General features: G+C 71.5%; 23 protein-coding genes. 9 read left to right on the forward strand and 14 right to left on the reverse strand.

The annotated features are described in order from the left end of the window. Positions 1-22: 22 nt before the first annotated feature. From pspAB to FB382_RS11565, 4 genes are read right to left on the reverse strand one after another with little or no spacing between them, the layout of a single operon-like run. Positions 23-595 carry a PspA-associated protein PspAB gene (gene pspAB / locus FB382_RS11550; protein ID WP_182539281.1) on the reverse strand — a complete coding sequence of 191 codons (573 nt, stop codon included), beginning with the start codon at positions 593-595 and terminating at the stop codon, positions 23-25. A gap of 1 nt (position 596) precedes the next feature. Continuing rightward, complete coding sequence (gene htpX, locus FB382_RS11555) at positions 597-1,505, reverse strand: zinc metalloprotease HtpX (protein ID WP_182539282.1); 909 nt, start codon at positions 1,503-1,505, stop codon at positions 597-599. Between the two features lie 32 nt (positions 1,506-1,537). Next, positions 1,538-1,816, reverse strand: a complete 279-nt coding sequence (pspAA, locus tag FB382_RS11560; RefSeq protein ID WP_182539284.1) for a PspA-associated protein PspAA — start codon at positions 1,814-1,816, stop codon at positions 1,538-1,540. Next, positions 1,813-2,598: a PspA/IM30 family protein gene (locus tag FB382_RS11565; protein WP_182539286.1), complete on the reverse strand. Its 786-nt coding sequence runs from the start codon at positions 2,596-2,598 to the stop codon at positions 1,813-1,815. Before FB382_RS11565 ends, pspAA begins: the two co-directional genes overlap by 4 nt. 148 nt (positions 2,599-2,746) lie before the next feature. On the opposite strand from FB382_RS11565, the gene FB382_RS11570 reads away from it, so the two are divergent. Both FB382_RS11570 and FB382_RS11575 read left to right on the forward strand, forming a co-directional pair. Further along, complete coding sequence (locus FB382_RS11570) at positions 2,747-3,340, forward strand: DUF3043 domain-containing protein (protein WP_260430964.1); 594 nt, start codon at positions 2,747-2,749, stop codon at positions 3,338-3,340. Then, entirely contained in the window at positions 3,337-4,224 is an 888-nt protein-coding gene (locus FB382_RS11575; RefSeq protein WP_182539288.1) for a hypothetical protein, read from the forward strand. Before FB382_RS11570 ends, FB382_RS11575 begins: the two co-directional genes overlap by 4 nt. Here the strand turns inward: FB382_RS11575 and FB382_RS11580 are convergent. The 6 genes from FB382_RS11580 to paaA are packed head-to-tail and all read right to left on the reverse strand — an operon-like array spanning position 4,142 to position 8,784. After that, entirely contained in the window at positions 4,142-5,146 is a 1,005-nt protein-coding gene (locus FB382_RS11580; protein WP_182539290.1) for an aldo/keto reductase family protein, read from the reverse strand. The genes FB382_RS11575 and FB382_RS11580 overlap by 83 nt on opposite strands. 33 nt (positions 5,147-5,179) lie before the next feature. Further along, the gene (paaE, locus tag FB382_RS11585) at positions 5,180-6,250 is read right to left on the reverse strand and encodes a 1,2-phenylacetyl-CoA epoxidase subunit PaaE (protein ID WP_182539292.1); all 1,071 of its coding nucleotides are present in this window, start codon (positions 6,248-6,250) and stop codon (positions 5,180-5,182) included. Beyond that, positions 6,250-6,738 carry a 1,2-phenylacetyl-CoA epoxidase subunit PaaD gene (gene paaD / locus FB382_RS11590; protein WP_148099315.1) on the reverse strand — a complete coding sequence of 163 codons (489 nt, stop codon included), beginning with the start codon at positions 6,736-6,738 and terminating at the stop codon, positions 6,250-6,252. The genes paaE and paaD overlap by 1 nt, the downstream gene beginning before the upstream one ends. Further along, complete coding sequence (paaC, locus tag FB382_RS11595) at positions 6,738-7,481, reverse strand: 1,2-phenylacetyl-CoA epoxidase subunit PaaC (protein WP_182539294.1); 744 nt, start codon at positions 7,479-7,481, stop codon at positions 6,738-6,740. The genes paaD and paaC overlap by 1 nt, the downstream gene beginning before the upstream one ends. Next, a complete protein-coding gene (gene paaB / locus FB382_RS11600) occupies positions 7,478-7,780 on the reverse strand; it encodes a 1,2-phenylacetyl-CoA epoxidase subunit PaaB (protein ID WP_125038725.1) in 303 nt (100 codons plus the stop codon). The genes paaC and paaB overlap by 4 nt, the downstream gene beginning before the upstream one ends. Continuing rightward, positions 7,777-8,784, reverse strand: a complete 1,008-nt coding sequence (paaA, locus tag FB382_RS11605; RefSeq protein ID WP_343055575.1) for a 1,2-phenylacetyl-CoA epoxidase subunit PaaA — start codon at positions 8,782-8,784, stop codon at positions 7,777-7,779. The genes paaB and paaA overlap by 4 nt, the downstream gene beginning before the upstream one ends. Before the next feature lie 86 nt (positions 8,785-8,870). Here paaA and FB382_RS11610 point away from each other — a divergent pair, with 86 nt between their 5' ends. From FB382_RS11610 to FB382_RS11625, 4 genes are all read left to right on the forward strand, one after another. After that, positions 8,871-9,416, forward strand: coding sequence for a GNAT family N-acetyltransferase (locus tag FB382_RS11610; protein WP_182539298.1), 546 nt, complete (start codon positions 8,871-8,873; stop codon positions 9,414-9,416). Positions 9,417-9,517: 101 nt separating this feature from the next. Next, on the forward strand, positions 9,518-9,736 hold the full coding sequence (locus FB382_RS11615; protein ID WP_182539300.1) for a hypothetical protein: 219 nt from the start codon (positions 9,518-9,520) through the stop codon (positions 9,734-9,736). Between the two features lie 35 nt (positions 9,737-9,771). After that, positions 9,772-10,440: an AzlC family ABC transporter permease gene (locus tag FB382_RS11620; RefSeq protein ID WP_343055680.1), complete on the forward strand. Its 669-nt coding sequence runs from the start codon at positions 9,772-9,774 to the stop codon at positions 10,438-10,440. Beyond that, on the forward strand, positions 10,437-10,739 hold the full coding sequence (locus FB382_RS11625; RefSeq protein WP_182539302.1) for an AzlD domain-containing protein: 303 nt from the start codon (positions 10,437-10,439) through the stop codon (positions 10,737-10,739). The genes FB382_RS11620 and FB382_RS11625 overlap by 4 nt, the downstream gene beginning before the upstream one ends. A 299-nt stretch (positions 10,740-11,038) precedes the next feature. Here the strand turns inward: FB382_RS11625 and FB382_RS11630 are convergent, their stop codons facing one another. Both FB382_RS11630 and dapB read right to left on the reverse strand, forming a co-directional pair. Continuing rightward, positions 11,039-12,640 carry a M4 family metallopeptidase gene (locus tag FB382_RS11630; RefSeq protein ID WP_182539304.1) on the reverse strand — a complete coding sequence of 534 codons (1,602 nt, stop codon included), beginning with the start codon at positions 12,638-12,640 and terminating at the stop codon, positions 11,039-11,041. A 109-nt stretch (positions 12,641-12,749) separates the two neighbouring features. Further along, entirely contained in the window at positions 12,750-13,493 is a 744-nt protein-coding gene (gene dapB / locus FB382_RS11635) for a 4-hydroxy-tetrahydrodipicolinate reductase (protein ID WP_182541488.1), read from the reverse strand. Positions 13,494-13,605: 112 nt separating this feature from the next. Here dapB and FB382_RS11640 point away from each other — a divergent pair, with 112 nt between their 5' ends. The 3 genes from FB382_RS11640 to FB382_RS11650 all read left to right on the forward strand — a co-directional run bounded on the left by FB382_RS11640 (position 13,606) and on the right by FB382_RS11650 (position 15,343). Continuing rightward, positions 13,606-14,121, forward strand: coding sequence for a class I SAM-dependent methyltransferase (locus FB382_RS11640; RefSeq protein ID WP_125038731.1), 516 nt, complete (start codon positions 13,606-13,608; stop codon positions 14,119-14,121). 81 nt (positions 14,122-14,202) lie between these two features. Continuing rightward, positions 14,203-14,811, forward strand: coding sequence for a transposase (locus FB382_RS11645; protein ID WP_182539306.1), 609 nt, complete (start codon positions 14,203-14,205; stop codon positions 14,809-14,811). Next, positions 14,804-15,343 carry a hypothetical protein gene (locus tag FB382_RS11650; protein WP_182539308.1) on the forward strand — a complete coding sequence of 180 codons (540 nt, stop codon included), beginning with the start codon at positions 14,804-14,806 and terminating at the stop codon, positions 15,341-15,343. Before FB382_RS11645 ends, FB382_RS11650 begins: the two co-directional genes overlap by 8 nt. Positions 15,344-15,352: 9 nt before the next feature. Here the strand turns inward: FB382_RS11650 and FB382_RS11655 are convergent, their stop codons facing one another. Both FB382_RS11655 and FB382_RS11660 read right to left on the reverse strand, forming a co-directional pair. Then, positions 15,353-16,720, reverse strand: coding sequence for an insulinase family protein (locus FB382_RS11655; RefSeq protein ID WP_182539310.1), 1,368 nt, complete (start codon positions 16,718-16,720; stop codon positions 15,353-15,355). Between the two features lie 7 nt (positions 16,721-16,727). Then, positions 16,728-18,962: a polyribonucleotide nucleotidyltransferase gene (locus FB382_RS11660; RefSeq protein ID WP_182539312.1), complete on the reverse strand. Its 2,235-nt coding sequence runs from the start codon at positions 18,960-18,962 to the stop codon at positions 16,728-16,730. Between the last annotated feature and the right edge of the window lie 306 nt (positions 18,963-19,268).

Below are 19,268 nucleotides of genomic sequence, written 5' to 3' on the forward strand. Positions count from 1 at the left end.
GGCGTCAGATGCCAGCGACAACTCACAGGCCGGGTGCGCCCCACAGCGCCATCCAGCGGGAAAGTTCCTTCTCCACGGGGAGCTCGGCGGCGAGCAGGTCGCGGACCTGGATCTCCAACAGGTTGTCCCGCGCCTGGGCGGCGGTCGGCGCGAAGGGGTAGAACGTGCCCTGCTTGTAGAGGTAGACGAGCCCCACCCGGCGACCGGCGGTGTCCGCGAACGGCACGACCGAGCACAGCAGCCCGGAACCGAAGCCCTGCTCCTCCAGCGCGGTGTTGACCGCGTGCAGGTCGGTGCACAGGCCGGACACGTCGTCGGGCTCACGGTGGGCGACCAGCCACGTGTAGCCGAACTCGTCGGTCGAGAGGCGTACGTCGGGGGCGTCCGGGTCGTCGTCGAGCAGCCGGACCACGTCGTCCCGGACCTGCTGGAAGGCCGGGCCGGCCACCGCCCGGAAGCAGACGGCGCCGTCCCCCGTGGGCGTCAGCCCGGCCGCGGTCTGGAGCGTGACCGCCGCGCTGGGGACCAGGAAGAGCGAATCCAGGTTGGCCTGCTTGGGGCGGGTGCGCCCGGTGAGCGTCTCCCAGAGGCCCACGTCAGGCCCGCCCGAGCTCGGCCTGGATCCGGGCGAGCTGCTCGAGCCGCTGCTCCAGCGAGGGGTGGGTCGAGGTGATGCTGCGCATCGAGATCCCGCTGATCGCCGGCGCGATGAAGAAGGCGTTCATGGCGCTGGAGGCGCGCAGGTCCCGCTGCGGGATCGTGGAGATCTCGCCGGTGATCTTCTGCAGGGCCGAGGCCAGGGCACCGGGCTTCATCGTGAGGTAGGCGCCGGCCCGGTCGGCGCACAGCTCGCGGTAGCGCGAGAGCAGCCGCATCAGCAGGAAGCTCACGGCGTACACGACCAGGCTGACCACGAGGGCGACCAGGAACGCCGGCGCTCCCCCGTTGTTGTTGTTGCGTCGCCCGAAGAAGCCGAGGCCGCCCCACTGGGCGCCGCGGGTCAGCATGCCGGCGACGATGCCGGCCGAGGACGCCACCGTCATGACCAGCACGTCGCGGTGCGCCACGTGCGAGAGCTCGTGGGCCAGCACGCCCTCCAGCTCCTCGGCGGTGAGCCGGCCCAGGATGCCGGTGGTCACGCAGACCACGGCCCGGTCCGGCGAGCGGCCGGTGGCGAAGGCGTTGGGCAGGTCGAGGTCGGCCACCCCGACGCGCGGCTTGGGCATGTCGGCCATCGCGCAGAGCCGGTCGATCATGCCGTGCAGCTCGGGAGCCTCCTCCGGGGTGACCTCCCGGGCTCGCATGGCCCGCATGGCGAGGGTGTCGGAGGAGTACCACTGGTACCAGGCGACGCCGAGGCCGCCGATCCCGATGATCAGCGCGAAGCTGCTGAAGGCATACATGAGGGCCACGACCAGCGCGACGAAGAGCGCGCCGAGCAGGAACATCACCAGCGTCATCCGCGCGGTGAGCCCACGGTCTGGGACGAAGCGGGTGCGAGCCATGGGTCCAGTGTGGTCCGAGGTGCCAAACAGCGTCAGCCGGGGATGAGCCCGTCGCCGCTGAGCAGCTCGCGGACCTCCTCGAGGGTCGCGTCGCCGCCAGGGAGGATCAGGTCGGACTCGTCCAGGGCGTCCAGGGCGTGCGGCACGCCGACGGTCCGGACGCCCTCGAGCAACGCCTCCAGCGCGGTCGCGAACGCGGCCTCGTCGCCGCCCTCGACGGCCGTCTCGACCGCCGCGTCGAGCTCGTTGAGCCGGGGCAGGGCGTCGTCGGAGACGTCGTACTGGCCCTCGCCGAGGATGCGGACGATCATTCTGTGCCGCCTTCGGCTGACTTCTTCTCCGGCTCGGCGGCGAGGATGTCGCCGCCGTCCTCGGCCGCCTCGATGGCCTGCGGAGTCGATCCGGCCTTGAGCCGGGCCAGCTCGGCCTCCACGTCGGCCTGCGAGCTCATGGCGTCGAGCTCGCGGGCGATGTCGTCACCGCGGCCGATCGCGCTCGCGTCGTCGAGGGCTCCGGAGGCGATCAGCTCGTCGATCGCGCCGGCCCGGGCCTGCATCTGCGCCGTCTTGTCCTCGGCCCGCTGGATCGCCAGGCCCACGTCGCCCATCTCCTCGCCGATCCCCGACATCGCCTCGTTGATGCGGGTCTGCGCCTCGGCCGCGGTGTAGGTCGCCTTGATGGTCTCCTTGCGGGTCCGGAACGACTCGACCTTCGCCTGCAGCCGCTGCTGGGCGAGGGTGAGCTTCTCCTCCTCGCCCTGGAGCTGCGCGTGCTGGGCCTTGAGGTCGGTGATCTGCCCCGTGACGCCGGACTTGCGGGTCAGCGCCTCGCGAGCGAGGTCCTCGCGGCCCATCTCCAGCGCCTTCTGGGCCTGGTCCTGGAGCTTGGCGGACTGGGACTCCAGCTGGTTGACCTGGAGCTCGACGCGCTTGCGGCTGGTGGCGACGTCGGCGACACCGCGGCGCACCTTCGAGAGGAGGTCGAGCTGGCGCTGGTAGCTGTAGTCGAGGGTCTCGCGTGGGTCCTCGGCACGGTCGAGGGCCTTGTTGGCCTTCGACCGGAAGATCAGGCTGATGCGCTTCATGAGACTCATGGGGTGACGGCCTCTCGTGGCGGTGCGGTGGTGACGTGGTGGGTCTGTGTGATTCACCCTAGGCGCAAACACAAGGCCGTGCGAGCACGCCGGTAGGGTTGGCAGGACCCAAGTTCCACCGCTCGGTCAGACCCGGATCGAGCTCGTCGTGAGGCCACGCGTGTTCCGTCGTACCAAGTCTGATGCCCCCGCCACCGAGGCACTCGCCAAGGAGGGCGGCAAGGGCCGTCCCACGCCCACCCGCCGGGAGGCCGAGGCGGCCGCCCGGGCGCGCGCGAAGGTGCCGCGCACCCGCAAGGAGCTCGCCCAGGCGCAGCGCGAGACCCGCACCGAGTCGAGCCGCAACGTCCGGGCCGCGATGAAGGCCGGCGACGAGCGCTACTACCTCCCCCGCGACCAGGGCCCGGTGCGCCGGTTCGTGCGCGACTTCGTCGACAGCCGCTTCTCGTTCATCGAGCTGATGGTGCCGCTGCTCGTCGTGACGATGGTGCTCGGCTACAGCGGCAACGCGCGCCTGGCCGCCATCGGCAACACGATCCTGATGGGGACCATCCTGCTGGTGATCCTGGACATGCTGCTGCTCCGCTTCCGCCTGAAGAAGCAGCTCGCCGCGCGCTTCCCCGACGAGTCGGGCAAGGGCCTGACCTACTACGCGATCACCCGTGCGCTGCAGATGAAGTTCATGCGGCTCCCCAAGGCCAAGGTCAAGATCGGCCAGGAGCTCCCCGAGCACTACCGGTGACGAGCGGGTTCGTCCTCGGGATCGCCGCCGCGCTCGTCGCGGCCCTGCTCTTCGGGCTCGGCGCCGTCGTCCAGGCCCACGCCGTACGGCGCCTCGACGGCTCGCCGACCAACCTGCGGGCCTTCCTGGTCAGCTCGGCGCGCGACCCGTGGACGGTCGGCGTCGTGGTGGCCTACCTGGTCGGCTTCGTCCTGCACGCGGTCGCGATCTGGCTGCTGCCGCTCTACCTCGCCCAGGCTGCGGTCGCGATGTCCCTGCCGGTCACCGCGATCGCCTCGACCGTCGTGCACGAGCGGCTCACCCCGATGCACTGGTGGGCGGTCGCGGTCGTCGTGGTCGGCCTGGTGCTGCTCTCGGTCGGCTCCGGCGACCCCGGCGCGCTGGTGGTGCACGTGTGGTTCGCCGTGGCCGTGTGGGCCGGCGCGATCGCGCTGGCGCTGGCCGGCTGGCGCGGCACCGGCCTCAGCGGGAGCTCGCTGGGCTGGCTGGGCGGGCTGGGCTACGCCGGGTCCGCGATCGCCGTGCGCGGCGTCGGGACGCCGGTCACGGTGGCCATCGTCGTGGCGGCCGCGGCGGTCGCCGTCTACGGCGTGCTGGCCTTCTGGCTCTATTCGATCGCGCTGGACCGGGCGCCGGTCTCGGCGAGCACTGCCCCGCTGATCGTGGGCGAGACGTTCGTCCCGGCCGTGATCGGCGTCCTGCTCCTCGGCGACGGCGTGCGCCCCGGATGGTGGCCGGCCGTCGTGGCAGGACTGGTCCTGTCGACGGCCGGCGCCATCCTGCTGAGCAACGAGGACGGGGTCAGAAGTCCCGTCGCGGAGGAGACACCGTCTTCGCCGGATCGCGCTCCACGACCGGGTCCACGATCTCGTCGATCCTCTTGAGCAGCCCGGCGTCGAGGGTGACGCCGGCCGCCTTGACGTTCTGGGTGACCTGCTCTGGCCGGCTCGCGCCGATGATCGCGGCCGAGACGTTGTCGTTCTGCAGCACCCAGGCCACGGCCAGCTCGGCCATGCTGAGCCCGGCCTCGTCGGCCAGCGGCTTGAGCTGCTGGACCCGCTCGAGGACGTCGTCCTGGAGCCAGCGGGAGATCATGTTCGCCCCGCCCTTCTCGTCGGTGGCGCGCGAGCCCTCCGGCGGGGCCTGACCCGGGAGGTACTTGCCGGTCAGCACACCCTGGGCGATCGGCGACCAGACGATCTGGCCGATGCCGAGCTCCTCACAGGTCGGGACGACCTCGGACTCGATGACGCGCCAGAGCATGGAGTACTGAGGCTGGTTGGAGACCAGCGGGATCCGCAGCTCGCGGGCCAGCGCGTGCGCCTCGCGGATCTCCTCAGCGCGCCACTCCGAGACGCCGATGTAGAGCGCCTTGCCCTGGCGGACGACGTCGGCGAAGGCCTCCATCGTCTCCTCGAGCGGCGTCTCGTAGTCGTAGCGGTGGGCCTGGTAGAGGTCGACGTAGTCGGTGCCGAGCCGCGTCAGTGAGCCGTTGATCGACTCCATGATGTGCTTGCGGGACAGGCCGTGGTCGTTGTGCTTGCCGGGGCCGGTCGGCCAGTAGACCTTGGTGAAGATCTCCAGGCCCTCGCGCCGCTCCCCCTTCAGGGCTCGCCCGAGCACGCTCTCGGCGGCCGTGTTGGCGTAGACGTCGGCCGTGTCGAAGGTGGTGATCCCCTCCTCGAGGGCCTGGCGGACGCACGCCGTGGCGGCGTCCTCCTCGACCTGGGAACCGTGGGTGAGCCAGTTGCCGTAGGCGATCTCCGAGATCTTGAGACCGGACGAACCGAGGTTGCGAGTCTTCATGGACCCGACCCTACCCAGACCGCCACACCCGGATCAGGCGTCGTAGTCGAGCACGACCCGCTCGGACGTCGGGTGCGACTGGCAGGTCAGGACGTAGCCGCGCTCGACCTCCTCGGGCTCCAGCGCGTAGTTGACGTCCATCGCGACGCTGCCCTCGACCACCTTGGCCCGGCAGGTGCCGCAGACGCCGCCCTTGCACGCGAAAGGCAGGTCGGAGCGGACCCGCAGCGCGGCCTCGAGGACGGCCACGTCGTCGGGCCGCAGGGCGAAGTCCGAGCCGCGGCCGTCGAGCCGGATCGTCACCTGGGCGGCGCCGTCAGCCGCTCCGGCCAGCTCGACGACCGGTGCCCGCGGGACCGGGTCGGCGTGGAAGAGCTCGGTGTGGATGTGGGCGTCGGCACGGCCGACCTTCTCGATCACCTCGCGCAGCTCGGAGACCATCTGCTGCGGCCCGCACAGGAACCAGTCGTCGACCTCCTCGGGCGGCACGAACGCGTCGAGGATCCGGCCGAGCCGCTCGGCGTCGAGGCGGCCCGAGAGCAGCTCGACGTCCTGGGTCTCGCGGGACAGCACGTGCAGGACCTGGAACCGCTCCGGGAAGCGGTCCTTGAGGTCGTGCACCTCGTCGAGGAACATCACCGTGCGGTGGGTACGGTTGGCGTAGACCAGGGTCACTGCCGCGTGCGGCTCGCCCTCGAGGATCGCCGCCACGATCGAGAGGACCGGGGTGATGCCCGATCCGGCCGCGAGGGCGACGTACGTCTTGCGGGAGGTGGGGTCGAGCGTGGTGGTGAAGCGGCCGGCGGGCGGCATCACGTCGAGCTCGTCGCCGACGCGCAGCCCCGCGAGGACGCCCTCGCTGAACGCGCCACCCGGCAGCTTCTTCACGCCGATCCGCAGCACCTTCGACGAGGGCGCGGCGCAGATGGAGTAGCTGCGGCGCACGTCGTCGCCGCCCTTGATGTTGAGGTGCTGTCCGTGGACGAAGGCGTAGTCGTCGGCGAGCTCCTCCGGCACGGCGAAGGTCAGCGCGACGGCGTCGTCGGTCAGCTCGTCGATCGCCGAGATCCTGAGGCGGTGGAACGCGGCACGGGGTCCGGACATCAGATCGCCTTGAAGTGGTCGAAGGGCTCGCGGCAGGACCGGCACACCCACAGGGACTTGCAGGCGGTGGAGCCGAAGCGGCTGGACTCGCGGGTGTCGAGGCTGCCGCACTGCGGGCAGCGCACCGACAGCGCGAGGGGTACGGCGGTGCGCTCGTCCCGGTTGCCCGGCGGCGCGATGCCGTAGGCGCGCAGCTTGTCCTTGGCCTCGTCGGTCATCCAGTCGGTGGTCCACGCCGGGGACAGCACGAACTCCACGTCGACGTGGCGGTAGCCGGCCTCGGTCAGGGCGGTCACCAGGTCGGTGCTGATGGTCTCCATGGCAGGGCAGCCGGAGTAGGTCGGCGTGATCTGCACGTGCACCCGTCCCATGTCGTCCTCGGTGACGTCGCGCAGGATGCCGAGGTCGGCGATCGTCACGACCGGCAGCTCGGGGTCGGGCAGGTCGGCGGCGATCTTCCAGGCGGGCGACAAGGGGGAGGTGGTCATCACCAGGTCGCCTCGGGGTGCGAGCGGGCGAGGTGCTGGAGCTCGGCGAGGAGGAAGCCCATCTCCTCGGTGTGCCGGCCGTCGCGGCCGCCGCCGACGGCGGTCCGGCCCTGGGGCACGGTCAGCGTCGCCTCGGCGAGCACCGCCTCGATCCGGGTGAGTACGGCGGACCGCAGGCGGGCCGGGTCGACGGCGACACCGTCGGCGACCAGCTGGTCGTCGACCGGACCGAACAGCTCCTCCAGGAAGGGCCACTCGGCGTCGAGCGCGGCCTGCATGCGCTGGTGGGACTCCTCGGTGCCGTCGCCGAGCCGCACGACCCAGTGGGCGGCGTGGTCGACGTGGTAGGCGACCTCCTTGACGGCCTTGCCGGCGACCCCGCTCAGGGTGGGGTCGGTGCTGTGCACAAGGGCGGCGTAGAGCTCGGACTGCCAGGTGGCGAAGAGCAGCAGCCGGGCCATGGCGACGCCGAAGTCGGTCTGAGCGCGCTCGACGAGCCAGACGTTGCGGAACTCGCGCTCGTCACGGAAGTAGGCCAGGTCGTCCTCACCCCGGCCCTGTCCCTCGATGCTGCCGGCGTAGGCGAGCAGGGTGCGGGCCTGCCCGAGCTGGTCGAGGCCGATGTTGGCCAACGCGACGTCCTCCTCCAGCTGCGGCGCGCGGCTGATCCACCAGCCCATCCGCTGGGCGGAGACCAGGGCGTCGTCGGCGAGCCCGAGGACGTAGTCGAACAGGGCGGTCACAGGTGCTCGACTCCCTCGGGGACGTCGTAGAAGGTGGGGTGCCGGTAGATCTTGTCGGCGGCGGGGTCGAAGAAGGAGTCGCGCTCGTCGGGGCTGCTCGCGACGATCTGGGCAGCGGGCACCACCCAGAGGGAGACGCCTTCCTGGCGGCGGGTGTAGACGTCGCGGGCATTGCGCAGCGCCATGTCGGCGTCGGGGGCGTGCAGCGACCCGACGTGGACGTGCGAGAGCCCGCGGCGGGACCGCACGAAGACCTCCCACAGGGGCCAGTCGCGCCGGGTGCTGGTGGGGGTGCTCATGCCACGACCTCCGTGCGGGCCGCGCGGGCCGCCTGCTTGTCGGCGTACGCGTTGGCGGCGTCGCGGACCCACGCGCCGTCCTCGTGGGCGCGCACGCGGTGGGACATCCGCTGCTCGTTGCAGGGACCGTTGCCCTTGATGACCTCGAAGAGCTCGGTGAAGTCGACGGTGCCGAAGTCGTAGTGGCCGCGCTCGTCGTTCCAGCGGATCTCGGGGTCGGGCAGGGAGAGCCCGAGCGCCTCGGCCTGGGGCACGGTCATGTCGACGAAGCGCTGGCGCAGGTCGTCGTTGGAGAACCGCTTGATCCCCCACGCCATCGACTGGGCCGAGTTGGGCGAGTCGTCGTCGGGCGGGCCGAACATCATCAGGCTGGGCCACCAGTAGCGGTCGACCGCGTCCTGGGCCATCGCCTTCTGCGCGGACGTGCCGTGCGAGAGCGTGTGCAGGATCTCGAAGCCCTGCCGCTGGTGGAAGGACTCCTCCTTGCAGACGCGGATCATCGCGCGGGCGTAGGGCCCGTAGGAGCAGCGGCACAGCGGCACCTGGTTGACGATGGCGGCGCCGTCGACGAGCCAGCCGATCGCGCCGACGTCGGCCCAGGTGAGCGTCGGGTAGTTGAAGATCGAGGAGTACTTCTGCCGGCCGGAGTGCAGCTGGTCGAGCAGGTCGGCCCGGTCGACGCCGAGCGTCTCGGCGGCGGCGTAGAGGTAGAGGCCGTGGCCTGCCTCGTCCTGCACCTTGGCCATCAGGATCGCCTTGCGGCGCAGGCTGGGCGCCCGGCTGATCCAGTTGCCCTCGGGCTGCATCCCGATGATCTCGGAGTGAGCGTGCTGGGCGATCTGGCGGATCAGCGTCTTGCGGTAGGCCTCCGGCATCTCGTCGCGCGGCTCCACCCGGCCGTCGCCGGCCAGCAGCTCGCGGAAGCTCTCGGGGTCGCCGTCGGCACCGGACGGGACGGCCCGCGGGGCCGTCTCGTCGGGGGCACTGAAGTCGTTGCCGTACACGTCCCCCACGCTACCAGTGGTTGTTACGCCGATATGCATTGCGGACTTGATTTCGTAACAGATTGCCGAGGGGGGAGACTGACGGCATGACGAGCCCGACCTCCGACGTGTCCGTGCGGATCGCCTGGGCCGACGACGCGCCCGCGATCGCCGAGCTGCAGCTGCGGACCTGGCGCGAGGCGTACGCCGACCTCCTCCCCGACGACGCCCTGCCCGCCGACGTCGAGACTGCGGCAGCCGCCTGGCGGAGCAGCCTGCAGGCCCCCAAGGACGCCCGCAACCGGGTGCTCGTGGCGCTGGAGCGCAACCGGGTGTGCGGCTTCGCGATCACCTCCCCCGCCGGCGACCCCGACTGCGACCCGGTCCAGGACGCCGAGCTGGCCGACCTCACCGTCGACCCGGCCGAGCGCGGCAAGGGCCACGGCTCGCGGCTGCTCCAGGCCGCCGTCGACACGATGGTCGCCGACCGCTTCACCCGCGCCGTGACGTGGGCGATCGCCGGCGACGACGCGCTCCGGGCCTTCCTGACCGAGGCCGGCTGGGCGCCGGACACCGCGCATCGCGAGCTCGACCTCGACGGCGAGGGCACGACCGTGGTCAAGCAGGTGCGGTTGCACACGGCGTTCTCCTGATGCCCGGAAAGTTCCCCACGACGCGCCTTGATTTCCGCCCGATCCGGGCGACGATGGAGAGCGTCACCCCGACATCCGGGGCCCCGATGAAGGAGGCGCACGTGCTCGGACCACTGCCTCAGCTGCACCGCTGGCTGCTGCTCACGACCGCCCTCGTCGTCGGCCTCGCCTCGGGCGCCTGGATCGCACACTTCACCGTCCTCCCGGTGGCCGCGACCGTCGGCGCCGCGTTCGGTGCGCTCGCCGGGGTGCTGCTCGGCTACGTGCTCGTGCACGACTGGTCGCACCGGCCCCGCCCCGTCCGCGTGCACCGGCACTGAGGGCGCCAGACGCGTCGGCCGAACGGTCGGCGATCATCCGGGACAGCCTGGGCGTCGGCCTCGCGACCGGCACCTACGGCGTCTCCTTCGGCGCCGTGGCGGTCGCCTCGGGGCTGAGCGTGGCGCAGACCTGCGCGCTCTCCCTGCTGATGTTCACGGGCGCCTCGCAGTTCGCCCTCGTGGGTGTGCTCGCGGCGGGCGGCGCCCCCCTGTCGGGAGCCCTCGCGGCCCTGCTCCTCGGCACCCGCAACACCCTGTACGGGCTGCGCCTCGCCCGCCTTCTCTCGTACGCCGGGTGGCGCCGGGCTGCGGCCTCCCACGTGCTCATCGACGAGTCGACCGCGATGGCGGTCAACCGCACGTCCACGGCCGCCGCGCGGACCGGCTTCCTCACCACGGGCGTGACGATCTTCGTGCTCTGGAACGTCGCCACCGCGGTCGGGGCCGTCGCCGGGACCGCGATCGGCGACCCGCGCGACTACGGCCTCGACGCCGCGGTCGGGGCCGCGTTCCTCGCCCTGCTCTGGCCGCGCCTCCACTCGGCCCTGCACCGCTGGGTCGCCGTCGCGGCCGCGGCCGTCGCGCTGGGCGCCGTACCGTTCACGGCCGCCGGGGTGCCCGTCCTCGCCGCCGCGGGCGTCGCCCTGCTGATCGGCCTGCTCACCCACTTCCGCGTCGCCGACCTGCCCGTGGAGGACCGATGACCTGGGCGGCGATCCTCGCGGGCAGCCTCGGCTGCTACCTGCTCAAGCTGGCCGGGCTGTCCGTGCCGCCACTGGTCCTCGAGCGACCGCTGGTCGAGCGGATCGCGGACCTGATCCCCGTCGCCCTGCTCGCCGGCCTCGTGGCGGTGCAGGTCGTGGCCAGCGGCCACGACCTCGTGCTGGACGCGCGGGCCGCGGGCCTGGCGGTGGCGGTCGTGCTGCTCCTGCTGCGTGCGCCGTTCCTCGTCGTGGTCTTCGGCGCGGCGCTCGCGGCGGCGCTGCTGCGGCTGCTCGGGTGACGTGTCGCTGGGGTGCGCCGCGTAGGTCGGGATCACCGGTTAACCGGCGATCCCGACCGCAGAAGTGCGCAGGATCATCACTGCGCACCCCGAGATGATGATCCTGCGCACATGCGACCCCAGACCCAGCCACGGGTCCAGGGCGCCCGCGCATGCGGGCGGCGCGGCGAAGCCGTGCCGACAAGCGCGCCACGCGCGCGGGCGCCGATTCACCCCCGGCAGCAACCCAGTGGGACGGCGAAGGCCCGCACCCCCCATGGAGATGCGGGCCTTCACCCCCCTGACCGGGGGTGGGAGGGTCAGCTGACGTTGACGGCACTCCACGCGGCCGCGACCGCGTTCTGCTGGGCGCTGCCGGCGCCGTAGAGGTCCCGGGCGGCGTTCATCGTGGCGGTGCGGGCACCGGAGTAGTTGGTGCTGGAGGTCATGTAGACCGTCAGCGCCCGGTACCAGATGTTGCCGGCGGCGGCGCGACCGATGCCGGTCACGGTCGAGCCGTTGCAGGTCGGGCTGTTGTAGGCCACCCCGTTGAGCGTCTTGGCACCCGATCCCTCCGAGAGGAGGTAGAAGAAGTGGTTGCCGATGCCCGAGGAGTAGTGGACGTCGTCCTGGCCGGCCAGCGCCGACCAGCAGTCGTACGACGCGCCGTCGCTGCTGGGCTTGTCCATCCGGCGGAAGCCGACGTGGTTCTTCAGGTCGAACTCCTCACCGATGAGGTAGTCGCCCGGGTCGTTGGCGTTGGCGGCGTAGAACTCCACCATCGTGCCGAAGATGTCGGACGTGGCCTCGTTGAGGCCGCCCGACTCACCCGAGTAGTCGAGGCCCGCGGTGTTCTCGGTGACGCCGTGGCTCATCTCGTGGCCCGCGACGTCGAGCGAGACGAGCGGACCGTAGTTGGTGCCGTCGCCGTCGCCGTAGGTCATCTTCGTGCCGTCCCAGAAGGCGTTGACGTAGCCGCTGCCGTAGTGGACCCGGTTGTAGGAGCCGCTGCCGTTGCCGAAGATGCCGTCGCGGTTGAACGTGGCCTTGTAGAAGTCCCACGTCTCGTTGGAGCCGTACTGCGCGTCGGCGCCTGCAGTGGCCCGGTTGGTGTTGCTGCCGTTGCCGAACGTCGTGGTGGTGCTGGTGATCAGCGTGCCGGCCGAGCAGCCGCTGCCGAGGACCTGGCAGAGGTAGGAGTCCGACTTGTTGTTCATGTCGGTCGTGTACGTGTTGCCGCGGATGCCCTGGTTCTTCAGCTGGTACGTCGAGCCCGACTGCGTCACGCTCAGCGGCACCGTGCCGGAGTAGAGGGTCTGGCCCGAGCCGTCGATCGTCTCGATCTGCTGCTCGCGGCGGATCACGGCGCCCGTGCGGGCGTCGACGTACGACGCGAGGCGGCTGGGCGTGCCGTCCTTCTGGACACCGCCGGTGATGACCTCCCACGCGAGGCGCGGGGTGCCGGAGGTGGCGTCGATGACCAGGCGCGACCCGGTGGCCGTGGCGCCGGTGATGGTGCGGGTGGCCGCGGCGGGCGCCAGGGCCTTCGCCTTGGCGGCCGCGACGGTCACGACCGGGGTGGTCGAGAGGTCCAGCGGGGCGGCGAGCGTCTGGCTGACCCCACGCCAGCCGGCCTGCGGGCCGCGGTGGACGACGAGGTCGCCGCCGAGGACGGCGACGCCGTCGATCGTGCGGGACATGCGCACGTGGCTGGTGCCGTCCTTGTCGATGATGGTGTCGGTGACCCGGAAGGCCTGCCCGTCCGTGGCGCGGGCCGCGCCCGGGTGCTGCTGGAGCGCCGTGATCGCCGAGACTCCGGTGTTCGCCGTGCGAGCGGTCTGACCCGACGCGTCGGCGGCCTGGACGCCCAACGTGCCGGCGGCGAGCACCGCGGCAGTGGCGAGCCCCAAGGTTCTACGCATGAAAATCCCTCTCGTCGTGCATGGGTGGTTTGCACCTTCTTGCCCAGCCCAACGAGACGGGTAACGCATCGTCACTTGCAGGTTTGTGCATCGCACAAAGGTGCAAGCGTCAGTCGATGTCGAGGAAGTGCTCGAGCCCGACGGTGAGGCCGGGGTGCGCGGCGATGGCGCGCAGGCCGGTCAGCACGCCGGGCGTGAACGAGGCCCGGTCGAGCGAGTCGTGCCGGATGGTGAGGGTCTCCCCCACCCCGCCCAGCACGACCTCCTGGTGGGCGACGAGGCCGCGGATCCGCAGCCCGTGCACGCGGATCCCGTCGACGTCGGCGCCCCGCGCGCCGTCGAGCGAGGTGGTGGTGGCGTCCGGGACCGGCGGGCAGCCGGCCTCACGCCGGGCAGCGGCGATCAGCTCCGCCGTACGCCGGGCGGTGCCGCTGGGTGCGTCGGCCTTGTCCGGGTGGTGCAGCTCGACGACCTCGACGGACTCGTAGAACGGCGCGGCCGCAGCGGCGAACCGCATCATCAGGATCGCGCCGATGGAGAAGTTGGGGGCGATGAGCACGCCGGCAGCGGGGTTGTCGGCCAGCCAGCCACGCAGGGTGTCGAGCCGCCCGGCGTCGAAGCCGGTCGTGCCGACGACGGCGTGGATGCCGTGGCGGATGCAGAACTCCAGGTTGTCCATCACGACGTCGGGGTGGGTGAAGTCGACGACCGCCTCGACCCCCGCCTCGACCAGCTCGGCGATGTCGTCGCCGGCGTCGACCTGCGCGACCAGCGCGAGGTCTTCAGCCGCCTCCACCGCCCGGCAGACCTCGGACCCGACCTTGCCGCGCGCGCCCAGCACGCCCACCTTCATCTGCTCGCTCACCCCCCAAACCTAGGCCATCCCAGCGCCCCGCCGACGCGGCCTCCGGCTCATGGCCGGAGGGTCTCTGACTGCGTCGGTGGGCTTCTGGCAGGCTGGCCCCATGGCACTGCATCAGATTCCGGCGCGGATCCGGTGGGCGGTCGAGCTCATGGATGTCCAACCCTCCGACCACGTCCTCGAGATCGGGTGCGGCGCGGGCGCCGGGGCCGAGTTGATCTGCAACCGCCTGACCACCGGCAAGCTCTTCGCCATCGACCGCTCCGAGTCGGGCGTCGACCGCACCAAGCGCCGCAACCACGCCTTCGTGGAGTCCGGCCGGCTCACCGTGCGGCAGATCGACCTCGCCACCCTGCGCGTCCCGGTCAAGCGGCTGCACAAGGTCTACTCCTTCAACGTCAACCTGTTCTGGGTGCGCGCGTGCGCCGACGAGGTGGCCCTGCTGCACGAGCGGGTGGTGCCGGGCGGCGCGGTGTTCCTGTTCTACGAGGCCAAGAGCCCCGAGCTGGTGCGCACGATCGTGGAGAAGTCCTCCAAGGCCCTGGCCGACGGCGGCTTCCGGGTCTCGGTCGTGGAGCAGAAGGCCCCCGCGGTCGTGGGCATCATCGGGCGCCGATAAGGTTTCAGCCTTATAGGACTCTTGCATTAGGTTTTTCCCTAACGTACGCTCGTCATCAGGAACGAGCCGAGGAGGAACCGCATGAGCCGCTCCGTCGCGGTCCTCACCGTCGACCAGCGCAGCAGCCGCCTGGGTCCCGACCTGGTCCCCGCCACGGTGGACGCCCTGTCGGGCGTCCCGATGCTGCTGCCCTTCGAGCGCACCGCGGGCGACGAGTTCCAGGGCGTCACCGACGACCCGGCGACGCTCCCCCGGATCGTGGAGCGGCTGCTCCGCGAGGACGCCTGGAACATCGGCATCGGCATCGGCGTCATCGACGACCCCGCCCCCGAGACCGCGAGGGCCGGCCGCGGCCCGGCCTACCTCGCGGCCCGCGAGGCCGTGACGACCGCCAAGGGGAGCCCGTGGCACCTGCGGGTCTGCGGCGAGGACCCGGACGTCCGGTCGCTCGAGACCACGCTGTGGCTGTGGGCGGCGGTCCTGGGCCGGCGCACCGAGCGCGGGTGGGAGGTCGCCGACCTCGTCGACGGCGCGGACTCGGTGCTGACCTACCAGGAGGCCGCCGAGCGGCTCGGTGTCACCCAGTCGGCCGTCAGCCAGCGCGCCCAGGCCGCCGGCATCGTGGAGGGCCGACGCGCCCGGGAGCTCGCCTCCGCGCTGACCGCCCGCCTGCTCGGGCAGGATGCCTGACGTGTTCCTGCTCCTGCTCACCCTCACGCTCGTGGCCGCGGGCCTGGCCTGGCTGCGCCGCGCGGTCGTCGTCGCGCTGCCGCTGACGCTGCTGGGGCTCGCGGTGACGGCCTACCTCGCGGCCGCCAACGTCACCGACCCGGTCCTCAACGAGGGCGAGCGGGCGCTGATCGTGGCCGTCTCGGCCCTCCTGGCCATCGCGGGCGGCGGCCCGGTCACGACGCGCGTCTTCGCGCTCGTCGACGGGCCGCGCCACACGCAGGACGACGGTTCGGTGAGCCGGGCCGGCGAGGTCCTGCGCGGCGGCACCTGGATCGGCGCCCTCGAGCGCGCCGCGGTCTTCGCCAGCCTCGCCGCCGGGATCCCCGAGGGCGTGGCGATCGTGCTCGGCCTCAAGGGCCTGGGCCGCTACCCCGAGCTGCGCAGCGGCGAGGTGGCCGGCGCCGCCGAGCGCTTCATCATCGGCACGTTCACCAGCGTGCTCTGGGCCGCCGCGTGCGCGGGCACGGTGCGGCTCGTCCTCTGGCTCTGACCAGACGGACTAGGCAGGCCCGACGACGGCGAGGATCTCGGGCTTGGCGAACAGGTCCGCGGCCACCGCCCGGACCTCCTCGAGCGTCACGGCGTCGATGCGCGCCATCACCTCGTCGATCGCCAGCAGCTCGTCGTAGACAAGCTCGGCCTTGCCCAGCCGCGACATCCGCGAGCCGGAGTCCTCCAGGCCCAGCACCAGTCCCCCGCGCATCTGGCCCTTGCCACGGGCGAGCTCCTCGGCGGTGATGCCCTCCGCGGCGACCTTGGCGAGCTCGGCCCGCACCACGGCGAGCACGTCGTCGAGCTTGCTGGGCAGGCAGCCCACGGAGACCCCGACGAGGCCGGAGTCGGCGTGGTGGCTGGCGAAGGAGAAGACGGAGTAGGCCAGGCCGCGGTGCTCGCGCACCTCCTGGAAGAGCCGCGAGGACGTGCCGCCACCGAGGGCGGTGTTGAGGACGCCGAGCGCGAAGCGCCGCTCGTCCTGACGGGTCAGGCCCTCCATGCCGAGCACGACGTTGACCTGCTCGAAGGGCCGGGTCGCGTGCACCTCGCCCGGCGAGACGCGGCGGGTCCGGCCGTGCCGCGGCGGGACCGGGGACTCCTCGCGGTCCAGCCAGCCGTTGCGGCCGAAGGCCTTGCGCACCATTCGCACGAGCGCGGCGTGGTCGACGTTGCCGGCGGCCGAGACGACCATGTTGGCCGGGCGGTAGTGGCGCGCGTAGAAGCGCTTGATCTGCGCCGGGGTGAGCGCCGTGATCGACGCGTCGGTGCCGGCGATCGGCCGGCCCAGCGGCGAGTCACCCCACGCCTGCTGGGCGAAGAGGTTGTGCACCACGTCGTCGGGGTCGTCGTCGTGCATGGCGATCTCGTCGAGGATCACGTCGCGCTCGGCCTCGACGTCCGCGTCGGTGATCGTCGAGCTCGTGATCATGTCGCCGATCACGTCGACGGCCAGGCCGAGGTCCTCGTCGAGGACCCGGGCGTGGAAGCAGGTGTACTCCTTGGCGGTGAAGGCGTTGAACTCACCGCCGACCGCGTCGAGCGCGATCGAGATGTCGAGGGCGGACCGCTCCGCGGTGCCCTTGAAGAGCAGGTGCTCGAGGAAGTGCGAGCAGCCGTGCAGGGTGGGCGTCTCGTCGCGCGAGCCGACACCGACCCACACGCCGATGCTGGCCGACCGCACGCCCGCCATCTGCTCGCTGATGACGCGGAGGCCACCGGGCAGGAGGGTACGGCGCACCCGCGAGGTGACCTGTCCGTCGGGGTCGCGCACGGTCTGGAGGGTGCGGGTGGAGCCGGACTTCTGGGTGAGACCGGACGACCGGCCAGCAGATGCCTGCTGGCCGGTCGTCGCGGCGTTGTTGCTCTGCGTCACGCAGTGATCACTCGGCCGACTCGGTCTCGGGTGCCTCGGCCTCGGCCTCGGCCGCGCCCTCCTCGAGGACCGGGACCAGCGACAGCTTGCCGCGGTCGTCGATCTCGCCGATCTCGACCTGGATCTTCTGGCCGACCGAGAGGACGTCCTCGACGGCGTCGACGCGCTTGCCACCGGCGAGGCCACGCAGCTTGCTGATGTGCAGCAGGCCGTCCTTGCCGGGCAGCAGCGAGACGAACGCACCGAAGTTGGTCGTCTTCACGACGGTGCCGAGGTAGCGCTCGCCGACCTCGGGCATCGTCGGGTTGGCGATCGCGTTGACCGCCTGGCGGGCCGCCTCCGCAGCCTCACCGTTGGTCGCACCGATGTAGATCGTGCCGTCGTCCTCGATGGACAGCGACGCACCGGTGTCGTCCTGGATCTGGTTGATCACCTTGCCCTTCGGGCCGATGACCTCGCCGATCTTGTCGACGGGGATGCGCACCGTGATGATGCGCGGCGCGTGCACCGACATCTCCTCGGGCTCGTCGATGGCCTCGGCCATGACGTCGAGGATCGCGAGGCGCGCGTCCTTGGCCTGGGTCAGCGCCGCAGCGAGGACCTCGGCCGGGATGCCGTCGAGCTTGGTGTCGAGCTGGAGCGCGGTGACGAACTCGCGCGTGCCGGCGACCTTGAAGTCCATGTCGCCGAACGCGTCCTCCGCACCGAGGATGTCGGTCAGCGCGACGTACTTGGTCTCACCGTCGACCTGGTCGGAGATGAGGCCCATGGCGATGCCGGCGACGGCCGCGCGGAGCGGGACACCGGCCTGCAGGAGCGACATCGTCGAGGCGCAGACCGAGCCCATCGAGGTGGAGCCGTTGGAGCCCATGGCCTCGGAGAGCTGGCGGATCGCGTAGGGGAACTCCTCGCGGGTCGGGAGGACCGGCAGCAGCGCACGGCGCGCGAGCGCACCGTGGCCGACCTCGCGGCGCTTGGGCGAGCCCACGCGACCGGTCTCGCCGGTGGAGAACGGCGGGAAGACGTACTTGTGCATGTAGCGGCGCGACTTCTCCGGGGAGAGGGTGTCGAGCTTCTGCTCCAGCGTCAGCATGTTGAGGGTGGTGACGCCCAGGATCTGGGTCTCGCCACGCTCGAACAGCGCCGAGCCGTGGACCCGCGGCAGGACCGCGACCTCGGCGTGCAGCGGGCGGATGTCGGCGAGGCCGCGGCCGTCCATGCGGATCTGGTCGCGCAGCACGCGCTCGCGCACGACCTGCTTGTTGACCGAGCGGAACGCCGCACCGATCTCCTTCTCGCGGCCCTCGAACTTGCCGGAGAGGTCGTCGAGCAGCGCAGCCTTGAGCTCGTCGGTCCTGGCCTCGCGCTCCTGCTTGTCCGCGATGGTCATCGCCGCAGCCAGGTCGGCCTTCACGGACGCCTCGACGGCGTCGTACACGTCGTCCTCGTAGTCGAGGAAGATCGGGAACTCCTGGACGGGCTTGGCCGCCACGTTGGCGAGCTCCTGCTGCGCCTCGACGAGCTGCTTGATGAACGGCTTGGCCGCGTCGAGACCGCCGGCGACGACCTCCTCGGTCGGAGCCTGCACGCCGCCCTGGACGAGCGTCCAGGTCTGCTCGGTGGCCTCGGCCTCGACCATCATGATCGCGACGTCACCGGTGTCGGTCACGCGACCCGCGACGACCATGTCGAAGACGGCGTCCTCGAGCTGGCTGTGCGTCGGGAAGGCGACCCACTGGCCCTCGATGAGGGCGACGCGGACGCCGCCGACCGGGCCGGAGAACGGCAGGCCGGAGAGCTGGGTGGAGATGGACGCGGCGTTGATCGCGAGCACGTCGTAGGGGGTGTCGGGGTTGAGCGCCATGACCGTGATGACGACCTGGACCTCGTTGCGCAGACCCTTCTTGAAGGTCGGGCGCAGCGGGCGGTCGATCAGGCGGCAGGTGAGGATGGCGTCCTCACCGGGACGACCCTCGCTGCGGAAGAACGAGCCGGGGATCTGGCCGGCGGCGTACATCCGCTCCTCGACGTCGATCGTCAGGGGGAAGAAGTCGAAGTGGTCCTTGGGGTGCTTGCCGGCCGTGGTGGCCGAGAGCAGCATCGTGTCGTCGTCGAGGTAGGCGGTGACCGAACCGGCCGCCTGACGGGCCAGCAGGCCGGTCTCGAACTTGACGGTGCGCTTGCCGAACTTGCCGTTGTCGAGAACGGTCTCGACGGCGGAGATGACGGGGCCCTCGTTCAAGGGGTGTCCCTTTCTGTTCGCGGAGCGATCCGCGGCGTCCCGCTTCGGTGGCGGGGTGTCTCTCTCTCGAGGATCCCGCCCTGTGGTCCCTCCCCGTGTCTGCTGGGAGGGGGCCGGTCTTCGATCGAGGCTCGCAGCGACTCGCCCGCGTGAGCGGGGCGGGAGCCCTGAGAGCCACTACCGAGGACCGGGCCAGAACGTGCGGGTCGCTCCTGGTGTGGTGTGTTTGTTCAGTTGTGGCGGCTCCGGGCACGGCCGGTGACCGCCGACGGTCAGACCCTAGCGGGAAAGACCCGAAATGTGAGC

The organism is Nocardioides ginsengisegetis, from assembly GCF_014138045.1.
GTDB classification, from domain to species: domain Bacteria; phylum Actinomycetota; class Actinomycetes; order Propionibacteriales; family Nocardioidaceae; genus Nocardioides; species Nocardioides ginsengisegetis.

Bases quoted from the DNA above. Each gene is read 5' to 3' on its own strand.
- htpX (WP_182539282.1), bottom strand. From the start codon at position 1,505: ATGGCTCGCACCCGCTTCGTCCCAGACCGTGGGCTCACCGCGCGGATG.
- pspAA (WP_182539284.1), bottom strand. From the start codon at position 1,816: ATGATCGTCCGCATCCTCGGCGAGGGCCAGTACGACGTCTCCGACGAC.
- FB382_RS11565 (WP_182539286.1), bottom strand. From the start codon at position 2,598: ATGAGTCTCATGAAGCGCATCAGCCTGATCTTCCGGTCGAAGGCCAAC.
- FB382_RS11580 (WP_182539290.1), bottom strand. From the start codon at position 5,146: ATGAAGACTCGCAACCTCGGTTCGTCCGGTCTCAAGATCTCGGAGATC.
- paaE (WP_182539292.1), bottom strand. From the start codon at position 6,250: ATGTCCGGACCCCGTGCCGCGTTCCACCGCCTCAGGATCTCGGCGATC.
- paaD (WP_148099315.1), bottom strand. From the start codon at position 6,738: ATGACCACCTCCCCCTTGTCGCCCGCCTGGAAGATCGCCGCCGACCTG.
- paaB (WP_125038725.1), bottom strand. From the start codon at position 7,780: ATGAGCACCCCCACCAGCACCCGGCGCGACTGGCCCCTGTGGGAGGTC.
- FB382_RS11610 (WP_182539298.1), top strand. From the start codon at position 8,871: ATGACGAGCCCGACCTCCGACGTGTCCGTGCGGATCGCCTGGGCCGAC.
- FB382_RS11625 (WP_182539302.1), top strand. From the start codon at position 10,437: ATGACCTGGGCGGCGATCCTCGCGGGCAGCCTCGGCTGCTACCTGCTC.
- FB382_RS11630 (WP_182539304.1), bottom strand. From the start codon at position 12,640: ATGCGTAGAACCTTGGGGCTCGCCACTGCCGCGGTGCTCGCCGCCGGC.
- dapB (WP_182541488.1), bottom strand. From the start codon at position 13,493: ATGAAGGTGGGCGTGCTGGGCGCGCGCGGCAAGGTCGGGTCCGAGGTC.
- FB382_RS11640 (WP_125038731.1), top strand. From the start codon at position 13,606: ATGGCACTGCATCAGATTCCGGCGCGGATCCGGTGGGCGGTCGAGCTC.
- FB382_RS11645 (WP_182539306.1), top strand. From the start codon at position 14,203: ATGAGCCGCTCCGTCGCGGTCCTCACCGTCGACCAGCGCAGCAGCCGC.
- FB382_RS11650 (WP_182539308.1), top strand. From the start codon at position 14,804: ATGCCTGACGTGTTCCTGCTCCTGCTCACCCTCACGCTCGTGGCCGCG.